Source organism: Sphingobacterium sp. 40-24 (assembly GCF_001899705.1).
In the GTDB taxonomy this organism is placed as follows: domain Bacteria; phylum Bacteroidota; class Bacteroidia; order Sphingobacteriales; family Sphingobacteriaceae; genus Sphingobacterium; species Sphingobacterium multivorum.
This window is the reverse complement of the sequence record NZ_MKWH01000053.1, coordinates 37,756-62,095: the sequence shown is the minus strand read 5'-3', so window position 1 is coordinate 62,095 and position 24,340 is coordinate 37,756. Positions and strand designations below refer to the sequence as shown.

At 37.7% G+C, this 24,340-nt stretch carries 25 protein-coding genes; 15 read left to right on the top strand and 10 right to left on the bottom strand.

Features of this window, described 5'->3' with window-relative positions; genetic code table 11:
- Nucleotides 1-42: 42 nt before the first annotated feature.
- Nucleotides 43-729, bottom strand: a complete 687-nt coding sequence (locus tag BGP15_RS19070) for a PAS domain-containing protein (RefSeq protein WP_286770513.1) — start codon at nucleotides 727-729, stop codon at nucleotides 43-45.
- Between the two features lie 408 nt (nucleotides 730-1,137).
- Between BGP15_RS19070 and BGP15_RS19065 the strand changes: the two genes are divergently transcribed.
- From BGP15_RS19065 to BGP15_RS19055, 3 genes are all read left to right on the top strand, one after another.
- The gene (locus tag BGP15_RS19065; RefSeq protein ID WP_286770512.1) at nucleotides 1,138-1,698 is read left to right on the top strand and encodes a Crp/Fnr family transcriptional regulator; all 561 of its coding nucleotides are present in this window, start codon (nucleotides 1,138-1,140) and stop codon (nucleotides 1,696-1,698) included.
- Between the two features lie 76 nt (nucleotides 1,699-1,774).
- Nucleotides 1,775-2,107, top strand: coding sequence for a DUF2147 domain-containing protein (locus BGP15_RS19060; protein ID WP_286770511.1), 333 nt, complete (start codon nucleotides 1,775-1,777; stop codon nucleotides 2,105-2,107).
- A 50-nt stretch (nucleotides 2,108-2,157) separates the two neighbouring features.
- Entirely contained in the window at nucleotides 2,158-3,096 is a 939-nt protein-coding gene (locus BGP15_RS19055; protein ID WP_286770510.1) for a proline dehydrogenase family protein, read from the top strand.
- A 68-nt stretch (nucleotides 3,097-3,164) separates the two neighbouring features.
- On the opposite strand, the gene BGP15_RS19050 is transcribed toward BGP15_RS19055, so the two are convergent.
- The 5 genes from BGP15_RS19050 to BGP15_RS19030 form a co-directional block, all read right to left on the bottom strand.
- Entirely contained in the window at nucleotides 3,165-3,866 is a 702-nt protein-coding gene (locus BGP15_RS19050) for a lycopene cyclase domain-containing protein (protein ID WP_286770509.1), read from the bottom strand.
- Nucleotides 3,863-4,321 (bottom strand): sterol desaturase family protein, encoded by a 459-nt coding sequence (locus BGP15_RS19045; protein ID WP_115050190.1) that lies wholly within the window; start codon nucleotides 4,319-4,321, stop codon nucleotides 3,863-3,865. The genes BGP15_RS19050 and BGP15_RS19045 overlap by 4 nt, the downstream gene beginning before the upstream one ends.
- 9 nt (nucleotides 4,322-4,330) lie before the next feature.
- A complete protein-coding gene (locus tag BGP15_RS19040; RefSeq protein WP_046675142.1) occupies nucleotides 4,331-5,167 on the bottom strand; it encodes a phytoene/squalene synthase family protein in 837 nt (278 codons plus the stop codon).
- Between the two features lie 4 nt (nucleotides 5,168-5,171).
- Nucleotides 5,172-6,650: a bifunctional phytoene desaturase/3,4-desaturase gene (gene crtID, locus BGP15_RS19035; protein ID WP_286770508.1), complete on the bottom strand. Its 1,479-nt coding sequence runs from the start codon at nucleotides 6,648-6,650 to the stop codon at nucleotides 5,172-5,174.
- Between the two features lie 112 nt (nucleotides 6,651-6,762).
- On the bottom strand, nucleotides 6,763-7,404 hold the full coding sequence (locus BGP15_RS19030; protein ID WP_286770507.1) for a MarR family winged helix-turn-helix transcriptional regulator: 642 nt from the start codon (nucleotides 7,402-7,404) through the stop codon (nucleotides 6,763-6,765).
- Nucleotides 7,405-7,679: 275 nt separating this feature from the next.
- Between BGP15_RS19030 and BGP15_RS19025 the strand changes: the two genes are divergently transcribed.
- The 4 genes from BGP15_RS19025 (at nucleotide 7,680) to BGP15_RS19010 (ending at nucleotide 12,575) form a co-directional block, all read left to right on the top strand.
- Nucleotides 7,680-10,142, top strand: a complete 2,463-nt coding sequence (locus BGP15_RS19025; protein WP_286770506.1) for a TonB-dependent receptor — start codon at nucleotides 7,680-7,682, stop codon at nucleotides 10,140-10,142.
- 56 nt (nucleotides 10,143-10,198) lie between these two features.
- Entirely contained in the window at nucleotides 10,199-10,474 is a 276-nt protein-coding gene (locus BGP15_RS19020) for a hypothetical protein (protein ID WP_286770505.1), read from the top strand.
- A gap of 176 nt (nucleotides 10,475-10,650) precedes the next feature.
- Nucleotides 10,651-11,670 carry an SDR family NAD(P)-dependent oxidoreductase gene (locus BGP15_RS19015; protein WP_286770504.1) on the top strand — a complete coding sequence of 340 codons (1,020 nt, stop codon included), beginning with the start codon at nucleotides 10,651-10,653 and terminating at the stop codon, nucleotides 11,668-11,670.
- A 92-nt stretch (nucleotides 11,671-11,762) separates the two neighbouring features.
- On the top strand, nucleotides 11,763-12,575 hold the full coding sequence (locus BGP15_RS19010) for a helix-turn-helix domain-containing protein (protein WP_286770503.1): 813 nt from the start codon (nucleotides 11,763-11,765) through the stop codon (nucleotides 12,573-12,575).
- A gap of 259 nt (nucleotides 12,576-12,834) precedes the next feature.
- On the opposite strand, the gene BGP15_RS19005 is transcribed toward BGP15_RS19010, so the two are convergent.
- Nucleotides 12,835-15,081, bottom strand: a complete 2,247-nt coding sequence (locus tag BGP15_RS19005) for a TonB-dependent receptor (protein WP_286770502.1) — start codon at nucleotides 15,079-15,081, stop codon at nucleotides 12,835-12,837.
- A 514-nt stretch (nucleotides 15,082-15,595) separates the two neighbouring features.
- On the opposite strand from BGP15_RS19005, the gene BGP15_RS19000 reads away from it, so the two are divergent.
- The gene (locus tag BGP15_RS19000) at nucleotides 15,596-16,234 is read left to right on the top strand and encodes an isochorismatase family protein (protein WP_286770501.1); all 639 of its coding nucleotides are present in this window, start codon (nucleotides 15,596-15,598) and stop codon (nucleotides 16,232-16,234) included.
- A gap of 209 nt (nucleotides 16,235-16,443) precedes the next feature.
- On the opposite strand, the gene BGP15_RS18995 is transcribed toward BGP15_RS19000, so the two are convergent.
- Nucleotides 16,444-16,785: a DUF4377 domain-containing protein gene (locus BGP15_RS18995; protein ID WP_084823232.1), complete on the bottom strand. Its 342-nt coding sequence runs from the start codon at nucleotides 16,783-16,785 to the stop codon at nucleotides 16,444-16,446.
- 238 nt (nucleotides 16,786-17,023) lie between these two features.
- Here BGP15_RS18995 and BGP15_RS18990 point away from each other — a divergent pair, with 238 nt between their 5' ends.
- Entirely contained in the window at nucleotides 17,024-17,203 is a 180-nt protein-coding gene (locus BGP15_RS18990) for a lmo0937 family membrane protein (protein WP_046675131.1), read from the top strand.
- A gap of 35 nt (nucleotides 17,204-17,238) precedes the next feature.
- Nucleotides 17,239-18,408 carry a GAF domain-containing sensor histidine kinase gene (locus BGP15_RS18985; protein WP_286770500.1) on the top strand — a complete coding sequence of 390 codons (1,170 nt, stop codon included), beginning with the start codon at nucleotides 17,239-17,241 and terminating at the stop codon, nucleotides 18,406-18,408.
- Nucleotides 18,409-18,590: 182 nt separating this feature from the next.
- Here BGP15_RS18985 and surE read toward each other — a convergent pair whose 3' ends face one another.
- Nucleotides 18,591-19,319 (bottom strand): 5'/3'-nucleotidase SurE, encoded by a 729-nt coding sequence (gene surE, locus BGP15_RS18980; protein ID WP_286770499.1) that lies wholly within the window; start codon nucleotides 19,317-19,319, stop codon nucleotides 18,591-18,593.
- Nucleotides 19,320-19,370: 51 nt separating this feature from the next.
- On the opposite strand from surE, the gene BGP15_RS18975 reads away from it, so the two are divergent.
- Both BGP15_RS18975 and BGP15_RS18970 read left to right on the top strand, forming a co-directional pair.
- Nucleotides 19,371-20,279, top strand: a complete 909-nt coding sequence (locus tag BGP15_RS18975) for a diacylglycerol/lipid kinase family protein (RefSeq protein ID WP_286753405.1) — start codon at nucleotides 19,371-19,373, stop codon at nucleotides 20,277-20,279.
- Nucleotides 20,280-20,340: 61 nt separating this feature from the next.
- Nucleotides 20,341-20,607: a hypothetical protein gene (locus tag BGP15_RS18970; RefSeq protein WP_139145015.1), complete on the top strand. Its 267-nt coding sequence runs from the start codon at nucleotides 20,341-20,343 to the stop codon at nucleotides 20,605-20,607.
- Between the two features lie 92 nt (nucleotides 20,608-20,699).
- On the opposite strand, the gene BGP15_RS18965 is transcribed toward BGP15_RS18970, so the two are convergent.
- Nucleotides 20,700-22,718, bottom strand: a complete 2,019-nt coding sequence (locus BGP15_RS18965) for a transporter-like protein (protein ID WP_286770498.1) — start codon at nucleotides 22,716-22,718, stop codon at nucleotides 20,700-20,702.
- 193 nt (nucleotides 22,719-22,911) lie between these two features.
- On the opposite strand from BGP15_RS18965, the gene BGP15_RS18960 reads away from it, so the two are divergent.
- The 3 genes from BGP15_RS18960 (at nucleotide 22,912) to BGP15_RS18950 (ending at nucleotide 24,289) form a co-directional block, all read left to right on the top strand.
- A complete protein-coding gene (locus BGP15_RS18960) occupies nucleotides 22,912-23,115 on the top strand; it encodes a hypothetical protein (protein ID WP_286770497.1) in 204 nt (67 codons plus the stop codon).
- Nucleotides 23,116-23,120: 5 nt separating this feature from the next.
- Nucleotides 23,121-23,483, top strand: a complete 363-nt coding sequence (locus BGP15_RS18955) for a VOC family protein (protein ID WP_286770496.1) — start codon at nucleotides 23,121-23,123, stop codon at nucleotides 23,481-23,483.
- 134 nt (nucleotides 23,484-23,617) lie between these two features.
- Nucleotides 23,618-24,289, top strand: a complete 672-nt coding sequence (locus BGP15_RS18950) for a hypothetical protein (RefSeq protein ID WP_286770495.1) — start codon at nucleotides 23,618-23,620, stop codon at nucleotides 24,287-24,289.
- Nucleotides 24,290-24,340 lie beyond the last annotated feature (51 nt).

Genomic DNA, 24,340 nt, shown 5'->3' with positions numbered 1-24,340 from the left:
AACTTTTAAATCCTGTCGGATGATTGCATCGGTCTCTATCAGCTACGGTGCTAAACTCAACCGCACGTCTTCTAGAATATTTGGAAGATCGATCAGTTCAGTTGATGCCTGATACTTCTGCTTTTCCCAACGACTTTCGGTCAGATCATCTATTATTTTTTTTATTTCTACCAAACTTTTCTCATGATTTTGCATTAAGGGCAAGAATTTCGCTGAATTTTTATCCTTAAATTCCTTCATTAACCCAAATGTTAGTTTGAGCACCAATAATGGATTTTTGATATCATGGGCTATTGTATCGAGCAGCAACTCATGTTCCAGAACAAGCCGTTCTTGTTCTTTAAGATCCTTTACTCTTGGCGTAATATCCACAAATGTAATAATGACTCCATTCGTCCGGTTCTCATTACGAACATGATAAGGGAGTATATTCATCTGGTACCACTTAAAATCTGTAGTCTGTATTTCTTTCTCCAAGATTTTACCTGTCGCTATCACCGTGTTTATATTACTGATAAAGGTCGGAAATCTAAAATTTTCTCTTATATCCTCTAGCGGCATTCCTATGAATTCAGATTTAAGATCAAACTGCTTCATTGCTGGTGGAGTGAACTTTCTTAAAATTAAGTTCGCATCAACGAATAACTGTGGGATAATGGTATTGCTAAAATAGTTTTCCAGGTCTTCGTTGAGTTGAGTTAAGTCACTAATTTTCTTGTTTTTATTCATAAAATATCAAATATCTTATGAATAAAAACAAGAAAAAAACAGATATTATTTTGCGGTATTAAAGCTCAAAACCTTAATTTGGGTCCGTCTAAAAAATTTCTAAATCCATTTTAAACAGCAATAGGCCTGAATTGATTACTGACATCAATCGTTACAGGATTGCTACAAAATAGAAAGCTTAGTAAGGGCTGAAATATCATTTCTTATACCAGATACTATCTCCTACTTAAAGCAACTTGCTGCACAATCCATTAGGTATTAAAAAATTCAATCTTGGGCATACATTTCACACTCTTTTGCCAATGGTGAAATTAATCCATTTATTGCCTAATGGACTTGGAAAGTATTCGAATTAAATTTGAAAAGGAATTATGGGTAGCCTATTGCATTTTTCTATATTTGAAGTAAATGGAACTCTTATCTTATCTACTTAGACACATAAAATTGAACAGCGCCGAATGCGATGCTATCGACAGAGCTTTTAGTAAACAAATTTTTGCGAAAGGTACTGTACTGGCACATCCAGACAATCACCGTCAAAATGTTTATTTTATTGAAAAAGGATTATTACGCGCTTTTTATAATTTAGATGGAAAGGATATTACCCATTATTTTTTCGACGAGAATAATTTCCTGGTATCTTTTGAAAGTGTTTTTTTTGACCGCCCCCACCCCTATGGTAAACAGGTATTGGAAGAAGCTTGTTTGCGTGCTATCCCCTATAGCAAACTCGACGCACTCTGTAATAGCATCCCTGCTTTTAAGGACTTCCGGCTGCAGGTATCGCTGCAAGTGATTAGTATGCTATCCGAAAAAACTCTTGCATTACAATTTCAAACTGCCGAGCAACGCTATAAAAATATGCTCGACAAATTTCCTGGCATATTGCTAAGAGCCTCCTTGGGACATATTGCCTCCTATCTGGGTATTACCCAACAAACACTAAGCGTGATACGCGCGGGCAGGTAGACGATTTCATTTTTTAAGATATATTAAAAACACTGCAGATTATTTTAATTTGCTTTGCAGTATGAAATCATTACATATGAAAAAAATACTGTCATCCCTTGTCATCATCTTCATTGCAATAATGAGTGTTGCTCAATCCTCCAATGATAATTTTGCAGGTAAATGGAAAACCGAGGAAGGCTTCATTATCACCATCACTTACAGCAACGGAAAATTTTCTGGTCTCGATCCCAAAGGACGTCCAACCCTCTACAATGTGCGTTTTGAAAAAAATGAATGGAAGGGGACTGTGGAAAACCATGATACTGGCCAAAAAGGTAATTGCGAAATGTACCTGCAGGGAAAAAAGTTGAAAATTGTGGCCCATAAAGGCATCTTTTCAAAAACTTTTTATTGGGTAAAACAATAAGCAAAAAATTTAATTTACGTATTTTGTGTTGCTAATTTTAAAATTGCAAAATGGAACAGTTACTAATAGCTGGTGCTGCAGCACTAAGGAAAGCTGCATTAAATGAAGATGCCAAAGCGTATGTTTTGAATAATGAGGTACTTTATCGATTCATGAAGAAAGCCGCCGAACGTTATATCGGCGGTGAAAACCTTACCGAAACCGTAGAAAAGGTACGAATTTCAACGAATGAAGGTTTTAAGTGTTCGATGGAGTATATGGGGGAAAGTACGCGATCTATTGAGGAAGCGGATAAAGCCACAGATGAATTTCTAAAGATCTGTCATGTAATAAATCAAAAGGACCTCAATTCAACAGTCTCGCTCGACCTTTCACATATTGGACTAGAGATCTCAGAAGGCCTATGTTATGAAAACCTTTCCAAAATATGCGAAATAGCAAAGGGAAAGGAAGTAATCATCAGTGCCGAAGGGACAGAAAGAACAGATAGAATCTTAAAACTCTATCAGAAAGCGTCAAAAGAATTCTCCAATCTTTCCATTACGCTACAGGCATATCTCTATCGAACGGCAGATGACTTTGAGGCCATGTGCAAAGAAAGGGGGCGTATTAGGATAGTAAAAGGGGCTTTTGAAACAGCCAAAGGTTTATCCATACCACGGGGAGAGGAGCTTAATGAACAGTATCTATATTATGTTGAAAGGTTGTTTTCGAAAGGCCACTTATGTTCCATTGCAACACACCATCATGAAATTCAGCAGGAAGTAAAAAAACTAATTGAACAACTAAATCCTAAAAAGGAATCTTATGAGTTTGAAAGTTTATTTGGCATCCAAACAGAGCAGTTGGTCAAATTAAAAGCTGAGGGTTATCCTACGAAGCTGTATTTTGTATATGGTCATGAATGGTATCTCTACCTTTGCAACAGATTAGCCGAATATCCATTAAATTTATTTAGAGCCTTACAAGATATTGTTGATTCAAAGTGAGAGTCGATAAAGTAAATAATAAAGCAGCGAATATCTGAGCTTATTTGAGCTGTCCAAATGCATCCACTTTATAGATTGGATTTTAGGGGCATACTTTGAAACTTTTTGAAAAAGTAAAGAACCCACAAAAACTGAGTGTATCCGTACACTGCATCTTCAACCGGAATCGTAAGTACCCTGATCCCCATAAATTCCATTGGATTGTAATTGACAATAGGGGACTCCAATCCTGTTCCGGTAAGTATGCCGTTGACAGGTAAAAAGCCCAGCATCAGCAAAGTGAAGACTAAAGAGGCCTGCGTAATCCATTGTATCCGAAATACAAAGTGAAAAAGCACCAATGTCACCATAGTCACAGCAGCGGTAACTACGGTATAGATTCTGTCAGCATATCGAAGGGCAACAACAGCACATATAATGAAACTTACAAAGACAACAATATTATTGAAGGCCGATAGCGATTGTAATCTAAAAAATTTATCGATGCAGAAATAGGTAAAAATACATGAAAAAGGGATGAAGATAAAGAATAGCCATTCTTCCAATGGTAGTCCTGCTATAGCCAGTCCCAAGGTATATCTTGTATCAAACCACCACACTCCTTTACTGGTAAACCAGACATCCCAAGCTATAAAAAAAACAGCAACAAGCGCTGATGCCTTTAAAAATGGGGTGAACTCACGATCGAATCGAAGCCGCTTGTCGAAGGATGCGACAAAACAGATTATGACCGTAAAAAATAAGATAAGCGAATAAGTATATTGCATCATATTTTTTCATTGTTAGTATACATTTTAAAGTATTTCATTGGAACATATAAAAAGCCAAAACACTCGCCCTCCTCTTTGCCTAAATGTTTATGATGTTGTTTATGGGCGCGACGAAGCGCCAAAAAGTAACGGTTATTCGTTTTACTCAACCATTTGAAACGTTGATGGATAAATATATCATGCACAAAGAAATATGCCATACCGTAGAGCATAATTCCCAATCCAATATAAAACAGATAATTGTACCCCTTTAACGACCCGAAATACATCAACGCGATCGTGGGAAGGGCAAAAATGATAAAAAAGTAATCATTCTTTTCCAGAAACCCCGCATTGCTGTGATCATGGTGATCGCGATGTAATATCCAGAGAAAGCCGTGCATAATGTATTTATGGATAAGCCAGGTGGCGCCCTCCATAGCAATAAAAGTGACCAATACTGTAATAAAATTCATAACTCTATTTTATAAGTAAGCAGCTTTGTAACGTAGATAACTTTTAAAAGCAACATAGGCTTTTTGTGCATTAGGTATCCTAATCCTGCTTTCCAAAATTTCTTTGGAGGATTTTTTCCGAATCTTCGCAAATAGTGAAAGATAATATTTATAAGCCAGATAAACGCCAAATTTTGCCGATGCAGGCAATTTTTTGATTCCCAAAAGCGCTTCCTTAAATTCGCTGTGTATCTCATCCTCAATCTGGCTTTTGAGTGCATTGTCAAACACCGCCATATCCAGGTTTGGAAAATAGGTACGTCCAAGCACCTGATAATCGTCCTTGAGGTCACGCAAGAAGTTTATTTTTTGAAATGCAGAACCCAGTTTCATGGCGTAAGGTTTTAACTCCTCATAGCGCTCTCTATTACCTTCTGTAAAAACCTGTAAACACATCAGCCCCACCACTTCAGCCGAACCATAAATATATTCTTTATAACGTTCGGAATTATAGTCGACCTTATTCAGATCCATTTCCATGCTATGCAGAAATTGTCGGATCAGCTCGATGTCGATAGCATACTTATGCACCGTCTCCTGAAAAGACTGTAATATCGGATTTAATGAGATACCTTCCTCTAAAGCACAGTTAGTCTCGAGGTACAACCGCGCCAAAAGTCGCTGCTTATCATAACCATGAAAACTATCGACTATTTCATCAGCCAACCTTACGTAGCCATAGATTGCATAAATACTAGCCCTAATGCTTGGCTTGAGGGCCAATATACCAAGCGAGAAACTTGTACTATACTTTTCAGTTGTTTTTTTGCTTACTTCATAAGCGAGTTCATCAAATAGCTTTTTCATGGTCTTATGTTTTACGATATAATTCAATGGCTTCTTTGGCAACAATTTTCCCCGATAAGATGGATGGAGGTACTCCGGGACCAGGAACTGTCAGCTGACCTGAATAAAAAAGATTATGGACTTTCTTATTTCTAATCTTGGGTTTCCATACCGCTGTCTGTTTTAATGTATTTGCTAGCCCATAAGCATTTCCAGCGTAAGCATTGTAATCGCTGATAAAGTCGCTTACGCAGTAACTTCTCTTGTATGTAATCTGCTCGTATAGGTTTTTTGTACCAGTATGCTTTCCCAAACGCTCTAACATCTTAATTAGGTATTTTTCACGTGTTTCATCATCGTCTGAGATAGCTGTCGCCAATGGCATCAACAAGAAGAGGTTCTCACTGCCTGCAGGAGCCACATGAGGATCCGTTTTGGATGGACAACATACATAGAACAGTGGATTTTGGGGCCATTTTTTTTCACCATATATACAGTCAATATGATCGTCCAACGGATGCTCAAAGAACAGTGTGTGGTGTGTTAGATTTGGGATGGAGGATTTCATCCCCAGATAATATATCAAACTCGAAGGGGCAAAGGTCCTACTCTTCCAATAATCTTCATCATAGTTTCTTAAATCCTTGGTAAGTAGTGTTTCGATATGATGATAATCAGCGGATGCAACCACAAGATCAAATGCGTAATCTACGCCATTAACACCTAATGAAGTGATCTTATTCTTTTCAATTTTTAATGTATCAACATTATGATCGAAATGAAAAGTGACACCTTGCCTCTCCGCTACTTGCTGCATCGCCAGTACTAATTGAAAAAAACCTCCTTTCGGATAATGAGTGCCAAGTGCGTAACCGCCGTAGTTCATCAGGCTATATAATGCCGGAATATCCTTGGGTGAGGCGCCCAGAAATATGACCGGAAATTCCATTAATGTCCGCAATCGTTGGTCCTTAAAATATTTGGCAACATAGGATCGGAAATTGGAAAGCAAATCTAGCTTAAAAGCGCTAAGTGCAATTTTTGGAGAGAGAAATTCGCCCCAATTGTGACAGGGTTTATTGACGAAATCCCGCATCCCCACTTCATACTTAAATTTTGCAGCTTCCATAAATCGATCTAACTGCGTACCAGCCCCAGGTTCGATCTGTTCAAATAATAGTTTTAATTGCTGATAGGATTCCGGAACACGAACTTGTCCGGAGTCAAATATCATTTCAAATTGAGGATTGAGCGATACAAGCTCAAAAAAATCAGCTGTGCTGCATCCAAAATCCGAAAAAAAGGACTCAATGATATCGGGCATCCAGTACCAGCTCGGTCCCATATCAAATTTAAATCCTTCTGTCGTACTGAATTGTCTCGCCCTTCCACCGGCCTGCGTATGTTTCTCAAAAACATGCACATCGTACCCTGCTTTAGCAAGATACGCTGCCGCTGAAAGACCCGAAAAACCTGCGCCAATAACGGCTACCTTCTTTTTCATTTGTTTTTTTAGCTAAACTACTTGGGCAATTCCCAATAGACTTATTGGCACCGCAACTAGTAATGTACACATCCTATTGCTTTTTGTCATTTCTATCGCATCCCGATGTGGATTATAACTTCACTTGCTCCAGCAATTTTTCCGGTGCAATATTTCTATCATAGATTAATTGATGAAATTTGCTCAGTTTATCCAATAAACTTATCAATGTTATTTTTTCGTGGTAGGTCAAATCGCCTGAAACAATCTGCGTCGCATGACGTATTTTTCCCATTTGCCGGTCCAATGCCGACAAGCCATTTTCCGTGATGTACAGCAACTTACTGCGGCGGTCCAGTTTTGAATCGTGTTGACGTATCCAACCTTGTTTGATCAAACGGTTTATAATGGCCATGCCGGCTGGTTTTTCATGAATATTCCTTCTGATCAATTCCATTTTTGTCATCTCACCAAAGGACCGTAGTGTAATAAGATAGATAAACTCCTCTTGTGTGGAAAAATCAGATTCCCAAATAGCAGCCTTTGAATAACTTTTTGCGAACCTATTCATATGCACTATTAACGTGCTGATGACACTTTCCGGACTACGCCCATTTTTCTTACCGTCCCAATTGGGTTCTTCTAGAGCACCGGTTTCCTTTGTTACTACCCAACGTTTAAATCCATCCGCGTCAGTACTGTAGATTCGGTCTACGTTTTCCTGTTCAAATTCCTCTACTAATACAATGATTTCTTTTAAAAGCTGATATTTCATACACTTTATTTAGAACATAAATATACCATATTTGTTTTAATTATTTTAAAAATAATATTTTTTAGAATAAAAATAAACCAACATCATAGCCTTAATAGTGGCAAACTGTAACCCATCGAGGATAGAGACTTGCTTTAACTATAACAAGACCAAGGTTCTAAAGTTATGTTCGTTTTTATTATTACACGTGCAACATTTTTTCCGTGAGCTCGACTAACCTATAGTCACTAACCACAAACAATCGTCATCAAGCTTTGCACAAGAACCTTAAATACATGAAAGAGTTAAAAAAAATTGCCCTAATTCTCCCATACCTGTTGTTTTTCGCTATATCTCATGCTTCGTCTAACACGACGATCATTTCATTCATCGATTCAACCTTTACTGTTACGGGCAAAGTAGTTGATTCTATTACTAACGAACCTGTTCATTTAGTTTCCATATCCTTACTGGATCATCAAAGTGGCAGCAATCCTGTCAGAACAGTGGTGACAAATGAAAGTGGGGACTTCCAATTGACCCATAGTCAGCGTTCATTTTACCTAAAAATCAATCATATGGGCTTTCAGTTTCAGATAAAAAGAATTGTAATACCCAACGGGAGCAATATAGATATGGGTACTATAAAGCTTCATAAGATTGACAATAAGCTTGAGGAGGTTGCAGTTTCATCCAGAAAACCTCCCCTAGAACTTATTACCGGTGGGTATAGATTTAATGCGGAAAACAATATACTAGGCAATAGTACAAATATAGCAGAACTGCTCAAGCAGGTTCCGGGATTAACAGTTGATGAAATGGAAGGCAAATTACAATTGCTTGGAAAAGGAGCTACTGTATTGATCAATGGTCGGAAAGTCAATTTGGGTGGTCAAGATTTATTGAACTACCTGAAATCTCTACCGAGCAATGAGGTCTCGTCCGTTAACGTGCTTACAAGTCCGGGTGCGGCATATGATTCCGCCGGAGATGGAGGTGTGCTCGATATCAGACTTAAAAAAAATTCCAATTTGGGCTTCTTTGGGTCGGTAAGTACAAGTGTTTCCACCCTTTGGGGGACGGACCAATCGCTCAATTTAAATCTTAAAAAAAGTAAGTTTGAAATTTCAGTGGGTTATAATTTTTCATATAGTGAAAACCTACATAAACGAAACGATCTAATAAAAAACTATTACTTACCCGATTCTAGTTATCTCTATAGACAAGAACAGGCCAGCGAAAGATCCCAAAGAACACATTCCATGAAAACCAATACACTTTATAATATTGATTCGACGAGCACACTTTCTTTTAATTATTGGTACGCCAGCTTTTATGGCAAATTTCCTAATGAAAGAGATGCTACGATCTATAATCGGGAAGATCAATTTCAAAGGCAGCTTAAACAGCAGGACTTCATGTTTTTAGACAATAATTTTCATATCGCCGATTTCATTTATGATAAAGATTTTAAAACGAAAAGCAAGCTTTCGATCGGTATGAATTACGCGAAATACTCGAATGAGAATAACACTTCATTCTGGAGAAAGGCATATGATTTTTCTAACACGGAAATAAATTCCTCAGAAAATGATAGCAGAAATTTTATTACTTCCAGACCATATGAAATCTGGACATTCAATACAGATTACAAAACAAACATTGGAAAGGGTATTGATCTAAAATTCGGTGCAAAATATGCCCGTGCAAATACAGAAAGCTTCTTTAAGAATCTAGCCACAGATGAAATTATCGATGCAGGAGAATTAAATAGTGAAAATAAGGTTCACTATAACGAAAATATACTTGCAGCCTATTCTTCTCTGAATGGCAAATTGAAACACTTCTCCTTCGATTTAGGCTTGCGATTAGAATCATTCGACTATAAATTACGAGCCGTTTTAACTGACGAACAAATTAAAAACAACTATCTTAATTTATTTCCCAACTTTAATATACGTTATGATTTCGAAGACCTTAAAAACAGCATTGCTTTATCAGGGAACAGAAGAATCGAACGTCCCGGGTATAGTATGCTCAATCCATTTGCGGTGAACAATAATCCTATCTATTTCACCAACGGTAACACACATTTGAAGCCATATTTTACGAATAGGCTAGATCTGCAATATTCACATAAGTGGAATAGCAACCACTCACTGATCTTTTCTTTATATGGAAACTCTTCGAAGAATATGTTTACATATATCTCCAGATATAATGAGGAGGTTGGAAGTCCAGAGTTTAACTATTATAATGATTATAATCTAAACCAAATCGGAGGTTATGTCATGTCGCAAAACAAGTTTGGAAGCAGCGTGAATGTCAGTACATATTTATCAGCACAACGCCCAACTTTCAGATCGAACAATACAGAAGATATTTTGTTACCTGGGATTGTCAACTTTAGTGGGTCGATCAATACTTTTATCTATATTCTGCCAAAGACTACTGTTCAAATACTCGGCTTTTATGCATCGAAAAGAAATAGTTTTCAAATGCAATATGGCGCAACGGGATATATCACGACGGGTTTACAGCAAAAAGTGCTTCAGGACAAGTTAAATATATCCCTCACGATTGAGGATATTTTCAACTTACAAAAAGCACCTATTTCCAGTTTAGGCAATGTGATTAGCATTGAAACAGTGAATAAATTGAAGTCGCGCTATGCAAAATTGAGTTTCAGCTACAATTTTGGAAAAACCTTTTCAGCAAAACAGACCAAAAAGCTCGAAAAGGATTCGAGGATAGATTAACCCATCAATACTTTGATCATCACAGATGATTCGTGGAGTCATAGCGCTGGATATAATTGAGTTTAGAAAATAACTTAAATACAGATAGACAAATAAAGGTTGGGACTGTAAAATGGACTGCGATTCAATCCGTCTCAACAGGGATGGCCCATGGTGTCCATTTTGTTTTTTTGAAGCTACACAATCCCGAAAATTATATACAGCAGTTCGCTCCACAAGTACAACAACATCTGCTCGAAAATGGAATAGCCATTTCAGCCGATCAGTTGTCGCTTGACTTCAATGAGCTCAAAAACCTCATTGAATCATATTATCAGCGGTATCAGCAATAGTAAAAAGAAAAAGATTAGATCCCCCAAAATCGTTCAAAACCTGTACAAGTCAATTGAATGAGTTGTTCGCCTTATATTTTTCATTGATCTTTTAAACAAAGTAAGTTAGGACGTCTAAACAAAACCATGCGTCAAAATCCCTCCTACCTTTGTCTTAACAAAATCAAATTTTTAAAATGAAAGCAAACAATTATCAAGGAGCATTACAGAAACCAATCGGTTCTGGCTTCACAGCAAAATCTACTTCAGAGGACGTCATTAAAGGAATTGATCTAAGCAATAAAATCGCAATTGTAACGGGAGGTAATACGGGAATCGGACTTGAAACTACCAAAACGCTCGCTTCTGCCGGTGCAACTGTTATCGTTCTTGCAAGAAACGTTGAAAAAGCAAAAGTAAATTTAGCAGGTATAGTAAATATCGAAATCGAAGAAGTGGATATGATTGAACCAGCTTCTATTGACAGATTTGCTAGAAAATTCATTTCATCAGGCAGACCACTTCATTTACTAATCAACAATGCCGGTATTATGTGGGTCCCTTTGCAGCGTGACCAACGTGGAATTGAATCGCAACTAGCGACAAATTATTTAGGGCAATTTCATCTTACAGCTAGACTGTGGCCCGCATTAAAACAGGCGGGTGCTGCACGAGTTGTCAATGTATCTTCTCTTGGACACCATAATTCTGCCTTCAATTTTGAAGATCCAAATTTTGAAAATCGCGAATATGAAACTCTTCAGGCTTATGGTCAATCAAAAACGGCAAGCAATCTTTTCACTTTAGAGCTAGATAACCGAGCCAAAGATTTTAATATAAGGGCGTATTCTTTACATCCAGGCTCGATCGGAGGTACAGAATTGGGGCGGGATGCAGACCCGGAACAATGGAGGAAGTTAGGATTTTTAGATGAAAATGGAAATATACACCCAGCGATAATGGCTGCATTGAAGACCATTCCACAAGGTGCTGCGACTACGGTTTTTGCAGCGACCAGTCCGTTATTAGATGAAATAGGCGGTGTATATCTGGAAGATAACGATATCGCAGAGTTGCTACCAACAGATCCTTTAATCCCAACCCATACAAAACTGCATCAGAACGGTGTCCAACAATATTCATTGGATAAAGATTCAGCAAAACGCCTTTGGCACCTTAGTGAAGAAATGACCGGAGTAAAGTTCAATATAGACTAATATCCAAACGGCTTACGATAAAAGATTTAGCTATTAATTTTTTATATTTATGTCATCACAATGCCTTTAAAGCCGAACAGAAAATTCGAATTATGGAGTATAAAGCAAAATATATAACAGATGATATTAAGCTATCCTGTTATGAGGATAAGTTCTTCAAATCGGATATCAGTTTCGAGTGCCATATATTAATCTGGTTTATTTCCGGTGAAACAAAAATTGTACAAGCCGATGCAACTTACTTCTTTAAAGAAGGTGATATTTTTCTAATTCCAAGAAATCAGTTAGCAACAATTATCAACTACCCAAAAGATGGACAGCCTCACAAAACGGTCGTGATGCACTTAACGAGTGAGAAGCTAAAAAATTTCTATGCAAATCTGACCATAAAGCCTTCTGCTCGAAAATCGGAAAAGATATACAGCTTTAACAATCATCCTTTACTGGAAAGCTGTCTTTCCTCATTGATTCCTTATTTTGAACTACAGAAACTGCCCGAGAACATTGCCTCCCTGAAAATCACGGAAGCAATCAGTATCCTCCGGGCGATAGATAAAGAAATAGATCCTATTTTGGCTAACTTTGAAGAACCCGGAAAAATTGACCTGGCAGGCTATATGGAAAAGAACTTTATGTTCAATTTATCGCTGGAAAAATTCGGTTATCTGACAGGACGAAGTTTAACCACCTTCAAAAGGGATTTTAGCAAGATTTTCAACCTCACACCGCAGCGATGGTTAACAAAAAAACGATTGGAGCTAGCACACTATCAATTTGTTGAAAAAAGAATGAAACCAATCGAAGTTTGTTATGCGGTAGGATTCGAAAATCTCTCACATTTCTCCTATGCGTTTAAAAAGCATTTTGGTTACACGCCTACCGATCTGCTAGCATCGCGACTTTGAAAAAATGTTGAATAGGTCTAATAGCGAATTTCATTCCGGATACATATTAAGCATTTGAAAACGTTGAATACAAATCTTAGCGAGCGCAAGCGTATCTCAAAGGCCACCTATCATCGTGCAGACTGAAAACTCATATATATCACCTAACACAGATGAATCCAATTCTTATACGTCTAATGGGAGCAGCTTATAATACCTTCGAATCAATTCTATTTTATGAATTTTATTCAAGTTGCAATATAGAAATTACGATAAATAATTACAGATCCAATTGAATACCTAAATTTGCTATTGTCCCGCTTCCTTTTACATAATAACGGCCTTCATTGGTGGCTCCTCTCACCTCCGCGTGCAGCGGGAAGTAATCATTATTTAGGATATTATTAACTGAAAAAATGAAAGCTAGATTCTTTAATTTATAGCGCGTTTGGAAATCCATCAGCCCATAGCCCGAAATCGGGTATTTGCCATAATTATATTCAGAAGGTTGAAAAACATCGCGTTTACCCAAATGTAAATATTGGAGATAGACGTTCCACCGATCTGTCAATTTGAAATCGGCATTAATATTTATTTTAAAAGGCGAAATAATGGAGTTGTCCAACTTATCCTTATACTTTCCCTCATTTTTCAAATCTTGCCTACCATCCATGTACCCGAGTATAGTACCAAACTTGAACCAGTCAACAGGAGTAATATCGACAACAAACTCCAAACCGTAAATACGTTGCGGCACTTGAATCAATTCATAATTACCAGGTGTTGACGTTTCTGCGAATGTACTGCCTTTTTTGGAGGAGCTATAATACCCTGTCAATTGGTAGCTCAACATAGAATAGGTCCCGTTTAGACCCAACTCAACGTTATTGACAACTACTGGCTTCGGATCGATTTGACTCAAAGGTACTCCATTTCGCAATACAAGCCCCACATCGCCGATAGAATATCCTTGCGAAAATGAAGCAAAGGGCTGTAGGTATTTCAATTTATTATACCTTCCTGCCAAATTGAATACAAATGCATTTGAATTGCTCTTGTCTCCCGGAGTAACTTTCCCTGCTTTTGTCAGATCCCCTACCTTAAAATCCAAGTTTTCGTACCGGACACCACCTTTCACTATCCAGTAACCGGCGAGATTAAATTTACTTTGAAGATATAAAGCCCCACTTTTCATGTTCATATCGGGTGTCACTAATCCATCGCTCAACGTTTTTTGAACCGTATGATCTTTTAAAAGATCTACTCCATAAATTAAGGTTACTTTATTGTTGTTGGATAGATCGAAGGGCGTACTGAAATTTAGTCTAGCTCCCTTATGATCTGAATAGGTTTGGTTGTAGGTTTCAAATACCGTGTTCATATCTTCATAATACAGACTCATATTTGCTGAAGTCCGACCAAAGTTGCCATCATACTTTACATGAAAAGCTTTATTGTAAGGTGTTCCGCCATTAATCACTGTATCTGAAGGGATCCCAATAGCGGGTTTACTTCCAAACTCCCCCTTAGTGCCGACGTATTTACTATCCTGAACACTTCTATAATAGTTACCCATCAATTCAATGCGATGATTATCGTTAATCTGATAACCGATCTTCGCCAAGGTATTATAACTTTTTGTCTCGCCCAGACCATAGAATGGACTTACAATGGTACCATCAGAGCTGCGGACCACGCCGGTTCGCGCAATCTTTCCTTGCACGACATAATCAAACTTGTTTTGCGATCCTGAAAATACTTGTGCCAAATTATACCCATATGTTTCACTTGGTTTGACCAAGCTTAGGGAATTATTTAAAGAGGTTGACGAGTGAAAACTCTTGTCTGTCTTTGGCTTCTTTGTAATGTAATTAATTATACCACCGGCGGCACCATTTCCATACATTGCAGAGGCACCGTTGATGACTTCAATATGGTCAATTGCGCTAGCGTCAATCGTCTTCATATCTCTTCCGCCATTTCTTAAAGGAGTAGATTGAGGAATCCCATCGATAAGTACCAAAAAATTCCGACCACGTATTTTAGCGATGAAGTTATTTTGGCTTTCCTCACTTGGAGAGATACTTGGCACTTTCTGCATTAGGATATTAGGTAAGTTGTCATTTATCAGACGCTGATCTTCTAAGGTCTTACCTCCGATATAGGTAATTGACGATGGTACTTCGTCTATGCTTTCAGCCAATCTGCTCGCCGTCACAACAACTTCATTCAAATGATTGCTTGTTTGTTCCATGACAAAGTCTGGAAGCTCCAGAATTTCCCCTTCCAGTGCGATCTGCGATCTGATTTCTTGAAAACCAATATGCTTTACGGTCATGGAGTGAATTCCTTTAGGAATCTTTGAAAAAATAAAATTCCCCTCATTATCAGTCTTGGTACTATTTATCCCGTCAATATTGATATACACATTGGACAAACCTTTCCCCACTGAATTTTTCACTTTGCCCTTAATTGTCCCCGGTTCTTGACCATGACCATTTTTCTTAACAGTCATCGGTTTTTCCATGGAAAAACTTATTGCTGGAATTATAGAAAAACTTAAAACCAATAGACTACTAGCCAATATTGTATTCTGGGTAATAAACCAAGATCTTGTTGTTTTTTTCACGTATTTAAGGTGTTTAAAAAATCATTTGCCCTGTCTGCATATTGATGTCTTTCTATTTCCAAACCTTGCTATCCTGGAAATACTGCTCTGCAAAAAGACACAATTACTATTTAGACTAATTATTATTAGCGGCAAATATAGTAAAGTTGGGAAATACTTAAAGCTAAAAATTTAGAATAATAAGCGATCGAATAACTCCATCGATTATTCCTTTAGGATGCAGAATGATAATAGCAGCAATAAATCTTAATGTACATTATGTTTTATGCTTGTTGTACTCCATTTTTTGCTGCTTCAACAGTCCCTAACTTTATCAAACAAAAGAAAACAGGTTCCTCTAGGTCAGATTTCATGAATACCGGAACCATTGACATTATAAAAAATTAGTATTAACATTTTAAATCTTAAAGTCATGGCACTTACAACAAGAATCAACGCGGACGATGTAGCATTTTTATTGATCGATCACCAAAGTGGTCTATTCCAGACAGTAAAAGATATTGAAGTACCTACATTGAGAAGTAATGTAGTCGCTCTTTCACAGGTCGCCGCTATTGAAAACATCCCTGTTATTACAACTGCTTCAGAACCAAAGGGTCCGAATGGTTCATTGATGCCAGAAATCCACGAAAATGCCCCACATGCACAATATGTCGGACGTACTGGTGAAGTAAATGCATGGGACACTCCTGCATTTGTTGAAGCTGTTAAAGCTACTGGTAAGAAAAAATTGGTTATTGCAGGTGTATTAACAAGTGTTTGTGTGGCGTTTCCTGCCATTTCAGCAATTTCGGAAGGTTATGAAGTTTTTGCGGTCATTGATGCTTCAGGCGATATGAGTCCATTATCAACACAAGTAACAATTTCTCGATTACAGTTGGCAGGCGTTATTCCCATTACGACCACAGCTGTAATTAGTGAAATATTAAAAAGTTGGAAACATACGGACGCTGCGAAATATGCACATGCACTTTCCTTGGTGATGCCTAATTATCAAGCTTTAATAGAAAGCTATTATAAAGCACAGGAAGTCGCACTAGAAAGCAAATAAGTACTTTTATTTTGTTTAACCATCTGCGGGATCGCTTTTACATAAGCTTATCCCGTAGATTACCTTCCGTTAAAAAAAGCGTATCATCCGTTTTCATCACTTTTACCCTTTTCCTAAAGGAATAAAGGTCTTTTCCGTTTGGCAGTCTGGATAAGAAAATAAAAAAGTCCCAATTTCTCAAAAAGGGACTTTCTTAGTATATAATCAAATTACTTTTTTGTTTTTGACACTTGAGTTATCAGTGTATATTGCTGAGATGAACCATCAGCAGGAGGGTTTTTGACCTCTTCTACCTTTACTTTGATCACATATTCATATCCTGATTCATAGTTAAATCCCTGGATATTCCCATAAAAATATTCCCAGTTATCTGATTCTTTCGCCTTGACCTGCATGCACTTCATTGGGCTGACACCTTCGCAATCAACCAACTGCGGTCCCACAATCATTATTTTCTCATTGCTTTCAGCAGAATTTTTGCTACACTGGATAAAAAAGAATAAAGTGAAGACGGCAAGAAGCCCCTTGAGTAATTGGTTTATACGTTTCATACAAGAAATTTTAATAATAACTAATATAACCATTATATGTATTCTTTACTATACCTATTTTACGCACTTCAGTATTGGTTATAACAACAATATTCAATATCTCCAAACCTGATGATTCTTCTTAAAGCGTATGACTTCACTTAACACAGCTTCTTTTTAGTAACTTTTCCTATCGCATTATAAAATTACGAAACGATTCACTGATAATATTGTTCTTCAATAAACAATCGTATTTAATATGGAAGATCTATTATATTTGGCAGGTATCGGTATGGTGATCATGTGGGCGGTCACTTTTTTAGGCGGATTCATAACTGAAGATTTTATTCATATACTTTTAGTTTTTGCGATGATAGTGTTTATATTTCGTGCAATTAAGGGTTTTAACAACTATGAAGTACACCAATCTCAACAATAAGTCAACTGCTATTATTTATCAAATCGACCTACATAATGATAAGCCCAAATCAATTAAATGAACACTATGCTAAGGGGAGCGATTTCGATTCCTGTCAAAAAATTTTAGAGGTATTATGCAGCCACACGAAAATGAGATATGGCTTGATACGCAAGAAAGATGGCCTGAAATGGGGGAATTGGTGTGTTTACGATTATCAGTCTCGGACAATCGTCAATAAAAATAGCGAAACCTATGTTAAAATATATCAGGAGATCCGTAGGGGTTTTTCACCTATTTACATTGCCGATAGCGAACAATGTTCTGTCGGCCGATGGGCACTCCTTCTTCAGGAATTCGGTCTAAAAAGTTATATTTCTTACCCGATAATTAACAATAGTGATTCTATTGTAGGACACCTGAGTTTCATGAACACCGAACCTGTGCATTTTGACCGAAGTAAATTGGAAATGCTGCTCCCAGTCTGTGGTGATTTGATTGCAATAGACTTTAAATCTGTAATTGAATATAGAAGTACGAGAAAAAAATTAGAACAGGAGATTAATTACTCCAAAAACAGAGAACTCGTTTTAGCTTCCTTAGCTCATGATTTAAATAATCCAGTCAGCATCGTAAAGGTGATATCGCAGTATCTTTCGGAGAATATAAGTGACGAAAACCATAAAAATTTACTAAAGAAAATAGAAGAAGCCTCTTTCCGGATGAAAGGGATGATAGACGACATTTTGGATTTCAGCAGTATACGTTTTGAAAATAGACGAATAAGATTGATTGAGCAGAAGTGTATGGATTCACTGATAAGGCAAATCTTAGCAGAATTTGAGCTGTTGCATCATAGGAAATTATTAGCCAATATCAGTCTTTCAGCTAAAATACATTGTGATCAACACAAATTGGGCCGAGTTTTCGCGAATTTGATTGGAAATGCAATAAAACATGGCAATCCCCATGAAGATATAAAGATAAATGCCTTTATTCGAAACGAAAATTTCATTTTTAGTGTCACAAATGAAGTTATGAATTCTGAATCTTTAGATTTTACAGATCTATTTGAGCCTTTTGTCAGAGGAACCAATAGCAAAGGACTTGGATTAGGATTGTTTATTACGCGTGAAATAGTGAAAATTCACAAGGGAAAGATAGTGGTAGATTTGAAGGGCAGTAAAATTACTTTTAAAATGATCATTCCCATTGATGCTTTATAAGTTTGTTAAATAGTATCTCAGGATTAAAGCTAGAGTTACCTATCCGATAGGAAAATACGCTTAGCATTATCAACTATGCCAGGTACTAAACAAATTTGACTGCTTGAAAGCTATTAAATTTGTGCTGTGCTGAAAATCCTCCCCTGCCAGCCGAACACATCATTACGCCTTCCCTATTATGGCTATTCACTGGTTACTCTAACAGCAAGTTCATCATGTGCAGTAAGATCAAGACGTAAAGGCGTAATAGAAACCAAATTGTGTTCTACTGCCCAGCGATCAGTACCTTTTTCAGCAGGATCTAATGGCACCACTGTGATCCAATAGTTTTTCCTTCCCATGGGATCCTCACCGGGCACCACACGGCCATCATATAAACGTACTGATTGTCTTGTCCAGGAAAGCCCCTCCGGATTGGCTGGAAAATTCACATTATAGAGAGCAGGGCCTTTATTTTTCAGTAAAATCTTGAGCACATCGATTGTCCACAGATACAATCCTTCAAAGTCTGGCTCGGTCTTTCCGACAGGTGTGCTCAATGCTATACCGGTAATACCGAGCAGTGTCGCCTGCTTTGCCGCAGCCAAAGTTCCGGAATGCCACATGGAATTGCCTAAATTTGGTCCCATGTTAATACCCGAAAGTACAACCTGCGTATCGGGAAACATATGTAGACCCAACGCCACACAGTCTGCTGGAGTGCCATTTACCCTAAACGCTTCAATATCCTCGAAAGTAATCGGTGCACGTCGGTAGCTTAGGGGCCGGGAATGCGTAATAGCATGTCCCATAGAAGATTGCTCCACATCGGGCGCAACAATCTTTACCGTCCCAAACTCTTTTGCCGCATTTGCCAGTGCCGCAATCCCCGGTGAATAAATGCCATCATCATTGGTAATAAGTATATTCATAACTGTCCTTTTCTATGAAAACCAATCTCAAGCAGGCTTTGTTCAGCTTTTATGAAAGAACATGGCAAAAACATAAGGTTAGTACATAATCCTGCTGCTGGGGATGACTCAAACGGAGACAAAGATGAACTATGCCAATTGATTGAAGATCTTGGCCACAATTGCATTGTAGTAACCAAAAAAGATGCTGTCAAAAAAATCGATCCGCAGACAGACATCATTGCCCTTGCTGGCGGTGATGGGACTATAAGAATGGTAATTATGGCGCTATTGGAAAAAAAACTACGATTTAAAAGGCCAATCGCCATACTCCCACAAGGCACTGCAAACAATATTGCTATTTCTCTTGGTATTCCTTTGAACATTGAAAAAGCTATCGATCTCTGGAAAAATTGCCAACTTAAAAAATTCGATGTAGGAATGGTTATAGGGCTAGAAAGAAAGCCGTTGTATTTTATTGAATCCATTGGCTTTGGTGTATTTCCTTTACTGATGAAGAAAATGGATAAAAAAAATACAGAAGAGCTGAGCGCAGAAGATGAAATCAAAACCGCACTAAGACAGCTTCGCAAACTGGTAGAAACATTCCGAGCTACCACACTAAGACTCACAGTGGCTGGAAATAACTATGAAAAAGATTGCATACTTGTTGAGATCATGAATATATCAAGTATGGGACCGCGGCTAGTTCTTGCTGCTGACGCTGACCCTGGAGATGGACAATTTGATATCATCATTGTCACTGTCGATCAACGCCAGGAACTTATTAGCTATATCGATGGACTATTGAATGGAACCAACGTCGAATTTAAAATAAAACCTATCCGGGCTAGTAGATTGGCGATGGAATGGGAAGGCAACGAAATACACATCGATGATGAGCACAAGAGTTACTTCGGCCAACAATTGAAGCTTACCTCGCTAGAAGGTATAGTTGAAATTGTCACTGGCAATAAATAAAATATGATTTGAACCAACGATAATGGATCAAAAAATGTTCTTTTTTAAAAAACTCGTTAAAATGAACAGATCTAAAAACACCAAAGAAACGCATGTTGGCATGCTTGTTCTTATCATCGCAGCCATTCCAAACCCAGATCCACGGGAGCCAAGCCCAGACTTATCCGAAGCTCAACAAGAGGGCACTTCCAAAGAAGATAGAGATCCCAATACCAATCAATCGGGTATTAAAGATGATCGTACCCATGACAGGGAGGAAGCGCAAGCCGAGCAGAAAGAAAAAGATGATGAAGATAAACCTGATCTTTCGGGTGATATCAATGTCTAGATAGGGCCACATCTTCTGCTAGCTGTATAGGTGTTGCGCCGACCTTAAAATAGCAAGATTGCTCAGCTAACACTGGAAGAAGCTTCCCATTTTTAATTTTTTTGTGGTGGAAAGAAAAATAGTTTTGGATTTATTTTGAAATAGATCCAAACCGCCTTTCCCATTTTAATCAATTCTTTTGATGGAAGGTTCCTCGAGCGAAACGCTAACAGTAAGGAAAGGGAAAAGCTGACCATAAAATTAAAGAATCCTATGATACCAATCCCTAAAATGCCCCAAATCCATATATCAGTAGATAGCTCCATCCCATGACCAAATAGTCCCAATGCCAGATTCCCACTGGCGAATGTAATGTGCCTTATATCCAGATTTAAACCTAAAAAAAGTCCAACGGAAGCTGTCGTTCCCATAAAGATCCCAAACCAAATATTGGATACGATACCAGCCCATTTTTTTTCATAAAACGAAGCTATTTTGTTTGTTTTTGCCTGGCCGAATATTTTTTTCAATAGGGGATGTTCTTGAATGCGGTAGTACACGGAGTTGTGTTTGTCTCGGTTTGAAATACTGCCGGCAATAATCCCGGAAAGAAATAGAAAAATACCGGCGATAGACGCATGCAAGATCAGCGGTGTTTTTATTGGATTAAGATCATTGACCAGATGTAACCACTTGGCGCTCGCAATATTGACCTGAAACAATTGTTGAATTACCCAGACAATAAAAAGGCTCATCGGAAAAGCCATCACAACATTACCAATAAAGGCAATAAACTGAGACCGAAATAATCGGGCAAACAATTCAGCAAATTTCCAATAACGATGTTTGCTGTCCCCCTGTTCGGAAATCCCTTGCTCAATAGCGTTCACCAATGCAGAAGCTGTCATCGCAGGCTGTTTGGTTGCCAAAGTTGCACCAAGAAGATAAATAAGCGTAAAGCCAATCGCATAATTCATGCTGTAAAGAAATGCGTGACCAAATTCACTGCTGTGTATCTTACCTAACAATAATTTAACGATGCACATAACGCCGACAATGAGGCCACCTCCACAGGCTGAACGGAACATTTTCCAATATTCCTGTTTACTTGAGGTAATATAATGCTCACCGGTCTGCGCAGTATGATGCGTAATTTCGTAGGCCAAGAGCTGTGTACTCTGTCCAACCAATTTGCGAATATTGCTTTTCCGGGAATTATAACCAATAAGTGTAGTGCCCAGCGCAATCGTCTTTTGCCTCTTTTCATCTGCATGATCGATGACTAAAAACGACAAGATTTCTCGGATCCTTTCCAGTTGTTGCCGCATACGTAAGAGCGATTGATTCACTTTGATGGAAATTCCAAAACGATGTGAATTATCGAAAGCCGTTTCAATATACGATTCGCATTGCTTATGAAGTACCAAGATTTGTTTATAAGAAAGATCATCCGAGGAAATAAACTTATATTCTGATTGTAAAATACGATCATTCAATTCGGTAAACTCCCGCATAATAGCAATAAATGGGCTATCAAAATTTTGAAACTCGGGTACCATCTTGTTTACGTCTGTTTCCATTGCACGCCCGGTAATACGTTGAACCAACAATTCCAACCCATACAATATTTCGGTCATTCCAAAACCCGTTTTGTCATCGTAAATCGTTTCAAATTGAGATACACGAAACAGCTCATCGAACTGATGTTGCGGAATCGCGGCAACCCAGTCCGCATCCCCAGGTCTATAAAAAACCTGATTTAACAGATATTGTAAAGTAGACTTTGGTGGTTGAAAAGGCAAATACCGCTCGGTGATTCTTTTTTTTAGTTCATAAAAAAAATCTGCATAACTAATTATACCAGTATCAGAAATCAATTGATCAAAATCTTTTTCAGCCAAGATTCTTTTGAGATAAAGCTGAAAGCCTTCCAACTCCTGCGGTGCGGCATTGAGATAATCCAGTAAAAATTGAATATCGACCTGATAAAGTATATGAACATGCTTTGGTCGGATGATGTCCACGAGTAAAACCAAAAAATCAACGTTTATATAAGCAGGATCCCTTAATTCACCTTTAAATCGTCCAAACAAACTTCTTACCTGCTGCTCTTTATCCTGTTCTTTTCTCATAAAAAAAAAATCCCTACTCTAGATACCAAATTTGCATACATTTTGTTTTCCTACTCGCAAAGATTCGCTCGCTGAATTGTGTCAAATAGCCACTTGAATCAATGATTTTGGTCATTTAGCTTCCACTTGAAGTTTTATACTTTTACAGGTAAGAAATTATAAATCAACGATTAACTTGATATAAGAGACGAAAATGAAAAATAACAATAAAATGAAGCCTGCAAAATTATGTTACGAACATATCGGCGGAAAACTCGGCCAACTTTTACTAGAGGCTCTGATTATAAAAGGCTGGTTAGCAAAAGCAGATCCTAGTGATAAAAATTTCTATATCACTGAATTTGGAGCATCTCAATTGACGGCATTTGGTATTGACCTATCGCAAATTAAATCCTGAACAAAATGAGCTTAATATTGGATTACGACAATTTCTTTCTACCCGTAGAAAATCTCGAGAAGGCAAAGGAATTTTATGGAAATCTACTTGGCCTAGAAACTAAATTCGATTTTTCGGATAAGGGAATGACGGCTTTCAAGATAGGTGACAATGAACCTGCAATCATTCTTAGTACAGTACAACATACCAAACCGACGATTTGGTTTACCGTTGCCGATGTCAAGACAACATATGAACGGCTTAAGGAAAAAGGGATCGTATTTTTAAGCGAGCCATTTGAGATCATGACAGGTTTAGCAGTTGAATTTAACGATCCATCCGGAAACAAACTTGGAATAACAGATTATTCCAAATCAAATAAGGTTTAATGAGTAGACATTCCAGCTGAACGTTTTTAATTCATAAATAGGGCTCTAATTTTTTCAAAGCGGAATACCATGAGTATACAAATGAACATTTTAAGTATATTAGTATAATAAAATGAATTCATACAACGAATGTGATGACAGATTGTGAACTCCAAAATATAGATCCGGACGATATTGGCGATGTGCTCGTTATAGTCGAAAAATCATTTGACATTAAGTTTAGGAGTAAAGAACTTATGCATATCTCGACGTTTGGCGAGCTCTGCGATCACATCACGAATAAGATACAACTTGATCATTCGAGCGACTGTACAAATCAGCAGGCTTTTTATAAGTTACGTGAAGCAATTGCTTCGACAGCTCAAATCGATCATCAAATGATCACGATAAAGTCTCCACTTGCGAACATTTTACCCAAACATGGTCGACGGTTAAAGGTAGAAAAACTCGAAAGACATTTAGGCTTTAAACTTGACATCCTACGCCCACCCTACTGGGTAACTCTAATACTCGCGATTTTTTATGTTTCTTCCTTGGCTGTTATTTACTTTAATTGGCCAATTGGACTCACAGGCCTGGTATCCGCCCATTTTGCGCTTTGGCTTGCACAAAAAACCGGTAAGGTGCTTGACTTGCAAACGGTAGGACAATTGGCAAAAAAAATGACAGCGGAAAATTATTTAAAATCGAGACGAAACCCTACAACATGCAATAAAATCGAGATTGAAAAAGTATTGACAGACCTGTTCAGTAATGAGCTATATCTTGACAAAAGTAAATTAACAAGAGACGCGAAACTTGCTTAAATATACACTGATTCTTCGTTTAAATTGTCCTATTATTATCTACCCAACGCT

What these genes read in the sequence shown, in the direction of transcription:
- BGP15_RS19065 (WP_286770512.1), top strand. Translation starts at nt 1,138, where the DNA reads ATGGAACTCTTATCTTATCTACTTAGACACATAAAATTGAACAGCGCC.
- BGP15_RS19055 (WP_286770510.1), top strand. Translation starts at nt 2,158, where the DNA reads ATGGAACAGTTACTAATAGCTGGTGCTGCAGCACTAAGGAAAGCTGCA.
- BGP15_RS18960 (WP_286770497.1), top strand. Translation starts at nt 22,912, where the DNA reads ATGAAAAATAACAATAAAATGAAGCCTGCAAAATTATGTTACGAACAT.
- BGP15_RS18965 (WP_286770498.1), bottom strand. Translation starts at nt 22,718, where the DNA reads ATGAGAAAAGAACAGGATAAAGAGCAGCAGGTAAGAAGTTTGTTTGGA.
- BGP15_RS18985 (WP_286770500.1), top strand. Translation starts at nt 17,239, where the DNA reads ATGATAAGCCCAAATCAATTAAATGAACACTATGCTAAGGGGAGCGAT.
- BGP15_RS19010 (WP_286770503.1), top strand. Translation starts at nt 11,763, where the DNA reads ATGGAGTATAAAGCAAAATATATAACAGATGATATTAAGCTATCCTGT.
- surE (WP_286770499.1), bottom strand. Translation starts at nt 19,319, where the DNA reads ATGAATATACTTATTACCAATGATGATGGCATTTATTCACCGGGGATT.
- BGP15_RS18990 (WP_046675131.1), top strand. Translation starts at nt 17,024, where the DNA reads ATGGAAGATCTATTATATTTGGCAGGTATCGGTATGGTGATCATGTGG.
- BGP15_RS19040 (WP_046675142.1), bottom strand. Translation starts at nt 5,167, where the DNA reads ATGAAAAAGCTATTTGATGAACTCGCTTATGAAGTAAGCAAAAAAACA.
- BGP15_RS19005 (WP_286770502.1), bottom strand. Translation starts at nt 15,081, where the DNA reads ATGGAAAAACCGATGACTGTTAAGAAAAATGGTCATGGTCAAGAACCG.
- BGP15_RS18955 (WP_286770496.1), top strand. Translation starts at nt 23,121, where the DNA reads ATGAGCTTAATATTGGATTACGACAATTTCTTTCTACCCGTAGAAAAT.
- BGP15_RS19030 (WP_286770507.1), bottom strand. Translation starts at nt 7,404, where the DNA reads ATGAAATATCAGCTTTTAAAAGAAATCATTGTATTAGTAGAGGAATTT.
- BGP15_RS19000 (WP_286770501.1), top strand. Translation starts at nt 15,596, where the DNA reads ATGGCACTTACAACAAGAATCAACGCGGACGATGTAGCATTTTTATTG.
- BGP15_RS19050 (WP_286770509.1), bottom strand. Translation starts at nt 3,866, where the DNA reads ATGATGCAATATACTTATTCGCTTATCTTATTTTTTACGGTCATAATC.
- BGP15_RS19025 (WP_286770506.1), top strand. Translation starts at nt 7,680, where the DNA reads ATGAAAGAGTTAAAAAAAATTGCCCTAATTCTCCCATACCTGTTGTTT.
- BGP15_RS18970 (WP_139145015.1), top strand. Translation starts at nt 20,341, where the DNA reads ATGAACAGATCTAAAAACACCAAAGAAACGCATGTTGGCATGCTTGTT.
- BGP15_RS19015 (WP_286770504.1), top strand. Translation starts at nt 10,651, where the DNA reads ATGAAAGCAAACAATTATCAAGGAGCATTACAGAAACCAATCGGTTCT.
- BGP15_RS19045 (WP_115050190.1), bottom strand. Translation starts at nt 4,321, where the DNA reads ATGAATTTTATTACAGTATTGGTCACTTTTATTGCTATGGAGGGCGCC.
- BGP15_RS18950 (WP_286770495.1), top strand. Translation starts at nt 23,618, where the DNA reads ATGACAGATTGTGAACTCCAAAATATAGATCCGGACGATATTGGCGAT.
- BGP15_RS19070 (WP_286770513.1), bottom strand. Translation starts at nt 729, where the DNA reads ATGAATAAAAACAAGAAAATTAGTGACTTAACTCAACTCAACGAAGAC.
- BGP15_RS18995 (WP_084823232.1), bottom strand. Translation starts at nt 16,785, where the DNA reads ATGAAACGTATAAACCAATTACTCAAGGGGCTTCTTGCCGTCTTCACT.
- BGP15_RS19060 (WP_286770511.1), top strand. Translation starts at nt 1,775, where the DNA reads ATGAAAAAAATACTGTCATCCCTTGTCATCATCTTCATTGCAATAATG.
- BGP15_RS18975 (WP_286753405.1), top strand. Translation starts at nt 19,371, where the DNA reads ATGAAAGAACATGGCAAAAACATAAGGTTAGTACATAATCCTGCTGCT.
- crtID (WP_286770508.1), bottom strand. Translation starts at nt 6,650, where the DNA reads ATGAAAAAGAAGGTAGCCGTTATTGGCGCAGGTTTTTCGGGTCTTTCA.